The sequence below is a fragment of the Pseudomonas sp. 25 R 14 genome (assembly GCF_900004755.1).
In the GTDB taxonomy this organism is placed as follows: Bacteria; Pseudomonadota; Gammaproteobacteria; order Pseudomonadales; family Pseudomonadaceae; genus Aquipseudomonas; species Aquipseudomonas brenneri.
The window spans coordinates 125,972-136,412 of record NZ_CVTS01000038.1 but is presented as its reverse complement, the minus strand read 5'-3'; the positions used below and the strand labels follow the sequence as shown (position 1 = coordinate 136,412).

Here is a 10,441-nt window from a genome sequence, read left to right as displayed (position 1 = left end):
CTGGAGATGGAAGTCGATGACGTCTTTTGTAGGCGTCGTGGTGATGAACAAATTAAATTGACTGGACAAACCGATCATCCGTGAAGAGCCTTAAGCGTAATTGCAACATGATGGCACAGCTGACGCAGGCATCGTAGTGCAAATCCCCCATCATCCATCTGACAACGGCGGCAGCCGGCGCTTGACCGGGGTTTTCTTGACAATGGCGGTGTTGGTTTCGGCATAGGCGTTGAGGCGGTCAAGCAAGGTATCCAACTGATCCATGGTGCGCACATGCAGGCGTGCGATAAAGCAGTCGTCGCCGGTCACCTTGTCGCATTCGGTAAATTGCGCGATTGCCTGGATCTGCCGCTCCACCTCCTGCAATTGGCCGGGCAGGGGACGGATACGCACGATGGCTTGCAGCAGGTAGCCAAAGTGTTTCGGGTCGATATCCACGGTGTAGCCCTTGAGGACGCCGCGCTCTTCCAGGCGTCGCAGGCGCTCGCCAACGCTGGGCGAGGACAGGCCGGTAATGCCTGCCAGGGTCTTTAGCGAACAGCGTGAGTCGTCCATCAAGGCTGCAATCAGTTGTTGGTCGATCAGGTCAATCATCGCGGTCTCCAAAAGAAAATTGGCCAACTTGCCTAATAAGAATAGGTGATCACGCGCTTTTGCCTTTTTGAAGGGCTGGAGGCGGATTAACGCAGATTGCCATAATCAAGCCTCATCCGAGGAGCTTGTTCATGGACAAATTGATGCGTCGCGGTTCGTGGGAAATGGTCGGTGCGATGCTGATCTCTGGCACGATCGGCTGGTTTGTATTGGTCTCTGGCGTGCCGGTGATCGAGGTGGTGTTCTGGCGCTGTGTGATGGGTGCCTTGACCCTGCTGCTGGTGTGCTGGCTGCTGGGCTATCTGCGCGTTGAACTGTTGAGTTACTCGACACTCGGCTGGGCCATGCTCAGCGGTGTGGCCATCGTCGGGAACTGGCTGTTGTTGTTTGCTTCCTATGACAAGGCCTCCATCGCCATCAGTACGGCGGTCTACAACGTTCAACCGTTTATGCTGGTGATGCTCGCGGCAGTGTTTCTCGGCGAAAAAATCACCCTGCAAAAGCTGACGTGGCTCAGCCTGGCGTTTGTAGGAATGCTGGCCATTGTCACCGCGCATGGCGAACAACCCGGCAGTGGTGGGGATTACCGGGTGGGTGTGGCGCTGGCATTGGGGGCGGCGTTTTTGTATGCCATCGCGGCGCTGATCATCAAGCGCTTGAAGGCCGTGCCACCGCACCTGATGGCCCTGATTCAAGTGAGTACCGGCGCGGTGCTGCTGGCGCCGCTGGTCTCGTGGCAGAGTCTATCGGCCCCCGTTGAGGCTTGGGCCGCGCTGTTGACGTTGGGTGTGGTGCATACCGGCTTGATGTACGTGTTGCTTTACGGCGCGATCCAAAAGCTGCCGACGGCGATGACCGGGGCGCTGTCGTTCATCTATCCCATTGCCGCGATTCTGGTTGACTGGGTTGCCTACGGGCATCGCCTGGGCTGGGTGCAGTGGCTGGGCGTGGCGGCGATTCTGCTGGCGGCGGCGGGGTTGCAGCGTGGCTGGTGGTGGCGCATGAAGCACAGCAGAGTCCAACGGTTGTGGAACAAACGCTTGCGTTAATGCCGCAACGCTTTTGGCTGAACAAGCAATCCTGTACAGCAGGTCAAACAAACCCTGCTGCGCGGGATCGCCCTATCGCCCATCAAGAAAGATAACTAGTGGGCGCCGCGAGGAATGGTCTTGAGTAGATCGGCAGGGCTGATATGCCCCACGACCTGCTGCACGCCACTGCCCGGTAACGGCAAGTCAAGGATATGCCCCTTGATCTTACCCACCACATGCATTTCACAAGGCTTGCAGTCGAACTTCAACGTCAGCACTTCATCACCGTGGATCAGTTGCATCGGTGCGACCTTGGTCCGCACGCCGGTCACGCCCTTGGCCTGCTTGGGGCACAGGTTGAAGGAGAAGCGCAGGCAGTGCTTGGTGATCATCACCGGCACTTCACCGGTTTCTTCGTGGGCCTCGTAGGCCGCGTCGATCAACTTCACGCCATGACGATGATAGAAGTCGCGTGCCTTCTGGTTATAGACGTTGGCCAGGAACGACAGGTGCGACTCCGGATACACCGGCGGCGGTGTGGTTTCAGCTTTGCGGCCACCACGGGGATGAGCCTCGACACGGGCGATGGTTAACGCCTCGATCACGTCACGGCGCAGGGCCTTGAGTTGCGAGTTAGGGATGAAGTACGCCTGCGGTGCGTCCAGTTCAATCGCCGTGGCGTGATACTGGGTGGTGCCCAGTTGGCCAAGCAGGTCACGCAAGGTGTCCAGCGCCTGCTCCGGCTTGTTGGCCACGCCGAACGGGCCGGGCAGGGTGGTGCTGGCACTCACGCCTTCTTCGCTGGTGGCGGTCAGTTGTAGTTGATCTTCACGCAGGCTGGCCTGCCAGGACACGCCGATCCGCCGCTCGGCCGACGTCTTGAGCAACGCTTGCTGCCAGTTATGGTCCAGGTTGCGATTGAGCGGGTGGTTCGCACGCAGTTGGTGCAGGCCCGCCGGCATCTCGTTGGGCTCGACGCGGTAGCGGTAGCGTTTCTCACCGTCTTCCTCGAACTCACCCTTGGGCTCGGCGATATTGGCCCGGAAACCCACGACTTCACGCTTGATCAGCACGTTGAGACCATCACCGTTGGACAGCGGCTCATGGGTGATCACCTGCAAGTCGCGCTTGCCGGCCTTTTCCACCATGCCTACCGGCAGGCCGGTAAAGGTCGGGGTGTCGAAGGCGCCGATATCGATCTTGCGGTCACTGACAAAGTAGTCGGTGCTGCCACGGTGGAAGGTTTTTTCCGGGTCCGGCAGGAAGAAATGCGCGGTACGGCCGCTGGAAGCGCGAGCGAGGTCCGGGCGGTCTTCGAGGATCTCGTCCAGGCGCTGGCGGTAATAGGCGGTGATGTTTTTCACATAACCCATGTCCTTGTAGCGGCCCTCGATCTTGAACGAGCGCACGCCTGCATCCACCAGGGCGCGCAGGTTGGCGCTCTGGTTGTTGTCTTTCATCGACAGCAGGTGCTTTTCAAAGGCCACGACCCGGCCCTGGTCATCCTTGAGGGTGTAGGGCAGGCGGCAGGCCTGGGAGCAGTCGCCACGGTTGGCGCTACGGCCATTCTGCGCATGGGAAATATTGCACTGGCCGGAAAACGCCACGCATAACGCGCCATGGATGAAGAACTCGATGGCGGCCTCGGTCTCATCGGCAATCGCACGGATTTCCTGCAGGTTCAGCTCGCGGGCCAGTACCAGTTGGGAGAACCCGGCCTGATCGAGGAACTTGGCCCGGGCCAGGGTGCGGATGTCAGTCTGGGTACTGGCATGCAGTTCGATGGGCGGGATATCCAGCTCCATCACCCCCAGGTCCTGGACGATCAGCGCATCGACGCCGGCATCGTATAACTGGTGGATCAGCTTGCGCGCCGGCTCCAGTTCGTCATCGTGCAGGATGGTGTTGATGGTGGTGAACACCCGGGCGTGGTAACGACGGGCGAACTCCACCAGTTGGGCGATCTCGCTCACGTCGTTGCAGGCGTTGTGGCGCGCACCGAAGCTTGGGCCGCCGATATACACGGCGTCGGCGCCGTGCAGGATAGCCTCGCGCGCGATGGCGACATCGCGGGCAGGGCTGAGCAATTCCAGATGATGCTTGGGCAAGGACATAGTTTTTTAGTCAGGCTTGTCACGGTTGAGGGGCGCATTGTAGCCGTGATTCGCCTGAAATAGTGCGCTGGACTTAGCCCATGGCTGCCATTGCCGTGACTTCTACTCGCATCCCCTCAACCGCCAGCGAAGCCACGCCAACGGCTGCACGCACCGGCCAGGGTTTGGCGAAGAAACGTTTGTACACCTCGTTGAAGGCGGTACGGTCGGCCATATCGGTCAGGTAAATGGTCAAGTGCATTACCCGGTCGATGGAACTGCCAGCGCGCTCAAGGGCGACCTTGAGTGCTTGCAGGGTACATTCGCTTTGCGAGGTGATATCGCCCAGCTCCAGGCTGCCGTCGGCGCGGGTGGGGATTTGCGTGGAGACGAGAATCCCGTTGAAACCGATGACATCGGAGGAGATGGAGTCCGGGTCGAGGTCGGGGGTAAAGCGCAGATCGTGATTGGCCATGAGGAACCCTGATTGAATTAAATGCACGCTATTAAGTAAGTTGTTTTCTGTTTTTTCAAGAAAGAGTTTCTGGTAGACGTTCATTGACGGTGGTTGACGTCACGGTAAGACTCGACTGCAACTAACACCGCCGAGAACAATCGGCATCACCATCGAGATGATCGTCGACTGTGTGCCAGGCGTTCGGATGGTTGGCCAGGTGATGCCCAATCTTGCCATCGGGCACTCAGCAGAAGAGCCCCGTCTGTCGCCTCAGATCTATCCGTAGGACTGACTGAGACAAATCTTATTTTATGGTGCCTGCCTCATAAATACTATTGCACTCCCAGCCAGCATGCGCTCAATTTTTACGGTGTGTAAAGTGTCAAAGTTTACTGTTGCTATAGTGTTCAGCTATTTGTTTTCTGATTATTTATTCGCTTCGACAAAACAAAACTTCCCTATTGGATCGGCGGAGGGCAGCCAGCACCAGGGTGTTGAGCGTGACACTTCAGGTTATATGGAAAGTCTGGTAAGGCGTGCTCATGAATTGATTGGTACGCCTTATCAGTGGGGTGGCATCTCAGAGAGTAAGGGGTTCGACTGCAGCGGATTACTTTTTTATCTGTTTCGCAGTGAAGTGGGAATTAAGATCCCCCGAACAACATCCTCGATGCTCAACTCTACGGCCACAACGGTTTTTCGTGATGATTTGAAAACCGGAGATGCCATTTTTTTCCAGCACAATGGTGGTAGCCGAATGAGGCATGTGGGGATTTATATTGGTGATGATCGGTTTATTCATGCCCCTAGAAAAGGCAAAAGTGTCCGTATCGATTCATTGAGTAATCAATACTGGAGTAAGAGTTATTTTTCCGCGAAGCGTTTTTACTGAATCATAATAATCCCCGAATAAATATTCGCATGTGTTCTGATTGTTTTTAATGTTTGGTAACCCCTCCCCAAAGCTCGCTTGCGAGCTTTTTATATTGGCTTGTTCCAATCCTTTCTGTGGCTTCATCCCGCGTCACTCTACTCACGTCCAGTTAATGAGTCAGTGTGTGCTGCGTCTGTCTCTTATCCATTGACTGAGGCATTCAGGGTTACACGCGGCTATCACCTGTTCGGCAAGTGCTATTTTATGTATGGCAAGCTGTGACAGTCGACTGACATCAGGTGAGTCAATATCAGTGTTGGATAACAGGTCTGCTTGGATAAGAACGGCAAAGGCTGCCTTGACCTCGCTGACGGCCACGGTGAACGACTCGGGTTTGTTTTGTAGTTGTGTAAAAAGCTCACGTGCTTCTATGAGGTCGGGATGTATCGTCGATCGGGTACATCCAGCAAGACCCAAGCCCCAGACGATGATAAATGGTAAGCAGGCGTTCTTAATCATGACACGGTCTGCCGACTATCATTTACCGCGCTCTTTGTTCGGACCTTTTATCCACGCCAGATCTTTCAAACACGCCCAAGGGGAGGGCGGATCGATTTCTGCCATAAAGTGTTGTACAAGTTCAATATCAGGTGGGGAATCCAGGCAGTCATACAACAGCGTAGGGTTTGTTTTGTGGGATATGGGCTGGAGCAGTGATGCAGAGGTGGTTTTAATATTCGATGCCAGCGCCTTGTTTGCAATCAGCACATCAAAATAGTCGATAAGGCTATGACTCATCAGCCGAAGGTCTTCGGAGCTTTGCAAGGCGAGGACCCTGTAGTAACCCAGTCTGTTCAAGTATTTTTCAATCTGGACCAGCCTCGGCAAGCTGGAGTCTGCGACGAGTATTTTCAATTGTTTATTGGGCATGGCGATTACCTTGTTCGAAGCTGTCGTCGCTGCCCGTTACGGGCAGCGGAACAGTTGCTCAGTCGGACAATTTCGAGGCCAATGACTGAACGCGAAACAGATCGCCTTTGACGATCTTAGTGACGCCAGTGCCGTACTCCGGATCAGCCTTGTAGAGGAAAGACAGAATTTTGTGCTTACTCTTGTCGTCGGCACTGGCCAGTGAGTTGCCGAAGCTTTCGATCAGATCCTGGCGTTCTTTGTGGCTGAATGAGCGATACAGATCGCCCGCTTGCTTGAAGTTCTGCTCACGCTGGATTTTGACCTGCTGGGTACTGCCCGACAGGGGCAGCATGCTGTAACGAGCCTGGGTAGACTCTTCACGCGGCAACAATCGACTTGGCTGGTAGTTGATGCCTGTCGTGGTGCTGGCTACGTTCATCGCCCCGTCCTGGTTGCCATTGTTGATGACATTTTTCGGCGTGTTGATTGGCAGTAACAGTGCATTGGCACCCAGGCGATACATCTGGGTATCGGCGTAGGAAAACAGCCGGCCCTGTAGAAGGCGATCTTCCGATGGCTCGATGCCCGGAATCAGATTGGAGGGGGCCATCGCGACTTGCTCGGTTTCTTGGAACACGTTGGCAGGATTGCGGTTCAGGACCATCTGCCCAACTTTGCGAAGTGCTACGTCCGGCCAGACCTTCGTGGCGTCAAGGGGATCGAACTCAAAGTTGCCCAGCTCTTGCGGCTTGAGTACCTGAACATACAAGTCCCATTTCGGGAAATCACCCTTGCTGATATGGCTGACCAGATCTTGGGTCATATGGCTGTAATCTGCTCCTTGCGCCCGAGCGACATCTTTGGGTGTGAAATTACGGGTGCCCTGCAGACTCTTCCAGTGGAACTTGACGTAATGCACTTCATCCTTGTCATTGACGAACTTGTAGGCGTGAACGCCATTGCCATTCATTTCCCGATAACTGGCCGGGATGCCTGCGTTGGAATACAACTCTGTCAATGTTCGGGTGGCTTCAGGTACATGGGAGAAGAAGTCGAAACGACGGGAGTCATCGTCAAGATTGGTGCGCGGGTCGGGTTTGAATGCATGGACCATGTCAGGAAACTTGATCGCATCGCGGATGAAAAAAGTCGGGAAATTATTGCCTACCAAATCCCAGTTACCGTCGGCGGTGTAGAACTTGGTGGCAAAACCGCGAGGGTCGCGCAGGGTTTCCGGGGAGTGGTTGCCGTGGACCACGGATGAGAACCGCACGAATACCGGAGTGACCGTGCCTGAGGTAAACAGCTTGGCCTTGGTCAGCAATCCGAGGCTGTCGGTGGCGGTAAACACCCCATGGGCACCGGTGCCACGGGCATGTACTACGCGCTCGGGGATGCGTTCGCGATCGAAGCGTTGCAGTTTCTGGATCAGGTTTACGTCTTGCAGCAACACCGGACCATTGGCCCCGGCGGTTTGTGAATTCTGGTTGTCTGCGACGGCAGCACCATTGTCTCGGGTCAGTTCCGCAGCCTGGACCGAGAATGATAATGCGCTGGTGGCGAAGAGGCTGCACACCAACTGTCGAGGGGTGAGTGCATTAAGGCGAATGAGGGCCTTCATTGGGAGTTCCTGGCTGATTATGTGAAAGCGGCCATCCGAGCGATAGGTCTACCCGGATCAGAGGCTGGGCGCGCTATTTGAGGTGAGCGTTACCTTTTTAGGCTCACTCAGAACCCTGCACTGCCAATGTAGGACTTGTCTCAAATTCGAATAATCTAGGTTTTATTGTTGCGCGATCAATGTAGGTGTAACTGTTAATGCCGAACTAAGGCATCCGCGAATGAAGAACGGCATTTGACTGCAATAATTACAGTAATGCTTGTAGGACTATTCTGGGTTTTGGGACATGTCTCATATCGACAACGGTCAGTGAAGTTCAACATTCAGCCTATCCCCAGGCCTATTTCCTAAATGGACGGGCCTTGGATAATTAGGACGTGCCGGCTCTCCGGCGCGGTGACCAATCTGACGAATGAAGGCATCACAGTGAACACAAACGCAGTGAACGTCGCCGTAGTGGACGGCAAAACGATTACCGAATCGGTGGAGCTTCGCACCACCAAACAAGGCGACCCGGTTCGCATCAAGGCGGTCAAGGATGGTAAGTACATCCTCGCCGAAGGCACTGATAAACCAGTGGCTCCCGAGAACCTGACCATCAAGCGTGTGGGCAATGACCTGCATGTAGCCACTGAAGGGACTGATCCCGACCAGCCACAACTGATCATTGAGGGCTTCTACGAAAGCCACGGTCAATTGGTTGGTGTGGCTGAAGACGGCGCCTACTACGAGTACATTTCCTCCGACGCGGAAGACGATCACGCCGCGGCATTCCTCGCCGATGGCGTTTCTTCGCCCCAGGTACTACTTCAACGCCAACCATAACCAGACGCGTGGCGGCAATTATGATTCTGCCTACCTCGGCTTGAACGCAGGCTTTAACCTGGGTGATTGGCGCTTGCGTCACAACGGTTCTCTGACGTGGCAGGGCCAGACCGGTCAGGACTATCAAAGCCTGAACACCTATGCTCAGCACGATGTCACCGCGCTTAAAAGCCAACTCACGCTGGGCGAGTCCAACACCAGCGGCGAGATTTTCGATACGGTGGGCTTTAGTGGCCTGCAGCTGAATACCGACGACCGCATGTTCCCCGAATCCCAGCGCGGCTATGCGCCGGTGATTCGTGGCATTGCCCGCACGTCTGCGCGCGTGTCCGTCCGCCAGAACGGCAACCTGTTGTACGAAACCATGGTGGCGCCGGGGGCGTTTGCGATCAACGACTTGTATTCGACGGGTTACGGCGGCGACTTGAGTGTCACGGTCACCGAAGCGGATGGCAGTACCCAAAGCTTTACCGTGCCTTACGCCCCGGTCAGCCAATTGCTGCGCCCAGGCACCCTGCGTTACAGCATGACGGCAGGGGAGACCCGAAACACTTTTGCGAGCCGCCAGGTTCGGTTGATGCAAGGCACCGTTCAATATGGCCTGAGCAACCTGTTCACCGGTTATGGCGGCATGCAAGCCAGCACCGACTATGGGGCTGCGCTGGCCGGGCTGGCAGTGGGCACTTCGTTTGGTTCGATGGCGCTTGACGTGACCCAGGCGCAGACGCGGCTGGCAACCGGCTCGGTCAATGGGCAAAGCGTTCGCCTGTCCTACAGCAAAGACATCACCCGCACCGGCACCCACTTCACCGTGGCCACTTACCGTTTTTCAACCAGCGGCTTCATGGACCTCAATACCGCCGTCCAGACGCTGGCTGCCCAGGAGGGCCAATACAGTGCCGTAGGTATCGCACACCCGCGCAGCCGCCTGTCATTGACGGCCAACCAGGACCTTGGCGACTGGGGCCAACTGGCCATCAGTGGCTTTACCCAGGATTACTGGACCCAGAGCGGCAGCGATGTGCAATACCAATTCAGCTACAACAAACAGCTGGGCAAGGTCAGCTATAACCTCAGCGCCAATCGCAGCCGGGTTGACGGAGGCGCCTTGCAGAACAACCTGTTGCTTACCATCAGCATGCCGCTGGATTTCGGCTCACCGGGCAATTCGCCGCAACTGTCCACGATGTTTGGTCGTAACACCGATGGCCGCTACAGCGAACAAGCGAGCCTCAGCGGCAGTGCCGGCGCAGACCGCCAGTACACCTACGGCGTGACTGCCGGCCATGACGGTGCCAGCGCCACCTCGACAGGTTCGGTGAATGGCCAGTACACCGGCAGCGATGCAGTGGTGGGGGCGTCCTACAGCCAGGGCGGTGGCTATAACAGCCTGTCATTAAGTGCCAATGGCTCGGTTGTGGCGCACCCGGGCGGCATCACGTTTACCCCGAATGCCGGTGAGACCATGGCGATTCTCAGCGCGCCTGGCGCGGAAGGCGCCAAGGTGGTCGGCTACCCGGGGATCAAGCTCGATGATCGTGGTAACGCCGTGGTCACCTATTTACGGCCGTATGAGCTCAATGAGCTAGCCATCGACCCACTGGGAATTTCGCAAAACATTGAGCTGAGTGAAACCAGCCAGCAAATCGCTCCACGGGCCGGCGCCGTCGTGATGGTCAAGTACGGCACACAACATGGCCAGGCGTGGTTGCTCACGGTGCGTCTGGAGGACGGCTCGCTGTTGCCCTTTGGCGCCACGGTGAGTGACGCTGCCGGTGGTTCGGTGGGTACGGTCGGGCAAGGTGGCCAGCTGTATGCACGGGTCAAGGAGGGCACATCACAGCTGTTGATCAATTGGGGGGCCGAGGCCGGCCAACAGTGTGTCGTCACGTTGCCAGCAAAGGTGGCTGATGATCCTGAATTGCATCCCACGGCGGTGCTGTGCACGCCGTCCGTCAAAATCGCGAAGGTAGCCCCATGAACACAAACAGAGCCCTGCGTGTTATCGCTGTTGGAATCGCTTTAGGGGGCAGC

At 56.4% G+C, this 10,441-nt stretch carries 10 protein-coding genes; 4 read left to right on the top strand and 6 right to left on the bottom strand.

Annotation, left to right across the window (positions count from 1 at the left end; translation table 11 throughout):
• Window positions 1–150: 150 nt before the first annotated feature.
• Window positions 151–594 (bottom strand): Lrp/AsnC family transcriptional regulator, encoded by a 444-nt coding sequence (locus tag BFQ03_RS10540; RefSeq protein WP_032860318.1) that lies wholly within the window; start codon window positions 592–594, stop codon window positions 151–153.
• Between the two features lie 131 nt (window positions 595–725).
• On the opposite strand from BFQ03_RS10540, the gene BFQ03_RS10535 reads away from it, so the two are divergent.
• A complete protein-coding gene (locus tag BFQ03_RS10535) occupies window positions 726–1,643 on the top strand; it encodes a DMT family transporter (protein WP_065943038.1) in 918 nt (305 codons plus the stop codon).
• 95 nt (window positions 1,644–1,738) lie between these two features.
• Here BFQ03_RS10535 and BFQ03_RS10530 read toward each other — a convergent pair whose 3' ends face one another.
• Both BFQ03_RS10530 and BFQ03_RS10525 read right to left on the bottom strand, forming a co-directional pair.
• Window positions 1,739–3,739 carry a peptidase U32 family protein gene (locus BFQ03_RS10530; protein WP_065943037.1) on the bottom strand — a complete coding sequence of 667 codons (2,001 nt, stop codon included), beginning with the start codon at window positions 3,737–3,739 and terminating at the stop codon, window positions 1,739–1,741.
• 73 nt (window positions 3,740–3,812) lie between these two features.
• Window positions 3,813–4,193, bottom strand: coding sequence for a RidA family protein (locus BFQ03_RS10525; RefSeq protein ID WP_065943036.1), 381 nt, complete (start codon window positions 4,191–4,193; stop codon window positions 3,813–3,815).
• Window positions 4,194–4,554: 361 nt separating this feature from the next.
• Between BFQ03_RS10525 and BFQ03_RS28970 the strand changes: the two genes are divergently transcribed.
• A complete protein-coding gene (locus BFQ03_RS28970) occupies window positions 4,555–5,067 on the top strand; it encodes a C40 family peptidase (protein WP_239695235.1) in 513 nt (170 codons plus the stop codon).
• 159 nt (window positions 5,068–5,226) lie between these two features.
• Here the strand turns inward: BFQ03_RS28970 and BFQ03_RS10520 are convergent, their stop codons facing one another.
• The 3 genes from BFQ03_RS10520 to BFQ03_RS10510 are packed head-to-tail and all read right to left on the bottom strand — an operon-like array spanning window position 5,227 to window position 7,582.
• On the bottom strand, window positions 5,227–5,568 hold the full coding sequence (locus BFQ03_RS10520; protein ID WP_065943035.1) for a hypothetical protein: 342 nt from the start codon (window positions 5,566–5,568) through the stop codon (window positions 5,227–5,229).
• Window positions 5,569–5,586: 18 nt separating this feature from the next.
• Window positions 5,587–5,979 carry a hypothetical protein gene (locus tag BFQ03_RS10515; protein WP_065943034.1) on the bottom strand — a complete coding sequence of 131 codons (393 nt, stop codon included), beginning with the start codon at window positions 5,977–5,979 and terminating at the stop codon, window positions 5,587–5,589.
• Between the two features lie 58 nt (window positions 5,980–6,037).
• Entirely contained in the window at window positions 6,038–7,582 is a 1,545-nt protein-coding gene (locus tag BFQ03_RS10510; protein WP_065943033.1) for a catalase, read from the bottom strand.
• A gap of 426 nt (window positions 7,583–8,008) precedes the next feature.
• On the opposite strand from BFQ03_RS10510, the gene BFQ03_RS10505 reads away from it, so the two are divergent.
• Window positions 8,009–8,407, top strand: a complete 399-nt coding sequence (locus BFQ03_RS10505) for a hypothetical protein (RefSeq protein WP_139115672.1) — start codon at window positions 8,009–8,011, stop codon at window positions 8,405–8,407.
• The gene (locus tag BFQ03_RS10500) at window positions 8,364–10,388 is read left to right on the top strand and encodes a fimbria/pilus outer membrane usher protein (protein ID WP_065943031.1); all 2,025 of its coding nucleotides are present in this window, start codon (window positions 8,364–8,366) and stop codon (window positions 10,386–10,388) included. Before BFQ03_RS10505 ends, BFQ03_RS10500 begins: the two co-directional genes overlap by 44 nt.
• Window positions 10,389–10,441 lie beyond the last annotated feature (53 nt).

What these genes read in the sequence shown, in the direction of transcription:
- BFQ03_RS10500 (WP_065943031.1), top strand. Translation starts at nt 8,364, where the DNA reads ATGGCGTTTCTTCGCCCCAGGTACTACTTCAACGCCAACCATAACCAG.
- BFQ03_RS10535 (WP_065943038.1), top strand. Translation starts at nt 726, where the DNA reads ATGGACAAATTGATGCGTCGCGGTTCGTGGGAAATGGTCGGTGCGATG.
- BFQ03_RS10515 (WP_065943034.1), bottom strand. Translation starts at nt 5,979, where the DNA reads ATGCCCAATAAACAATTGAAAATACTCGTCGCAGACTCCAGCTTGCCG.
- BFQ03_RS10525 (WP_065943036.1), bottom strand. Translation starts at nt 4,193, where the DNA reads ATGGCCAATCACGATCTGCGCTTTACCCCCGACCTCGACCCGGACTCC.
- BFQ03_RS10520 (WP_065943035.1), bottom strand. Translation starts at nt 5,568, where the DNA reads ATGATTAAGAACGCCTGCTTACCATTTATCATCGTCTGGGGCTTGGGT.
- BFQ03_RS10510 (WP_065943033.1), bottom strand. Translation starts at nt 7,582, where the DNA reads ATGAAGGCCCTCATTCGCCTTAATGCACTCACCCCTCGACAGTTGGTG.
- BFQ03_RS10540 (WP_032860318.1), bottom strand. Translation starts at nt 594, where the DNA reads ATGATTGACCTGATCGACCAACAACTGATTGCAGCCTTGATGGACGAC.
- BFQ03_RS10530 (WP_065943037.1), bottom strand. Translation starts at nt 3,739, where the DNA reads ATGTCCTTGCCCAAGCATCATCTGGAATTGCTCAGCCCTGCCCGCGAT.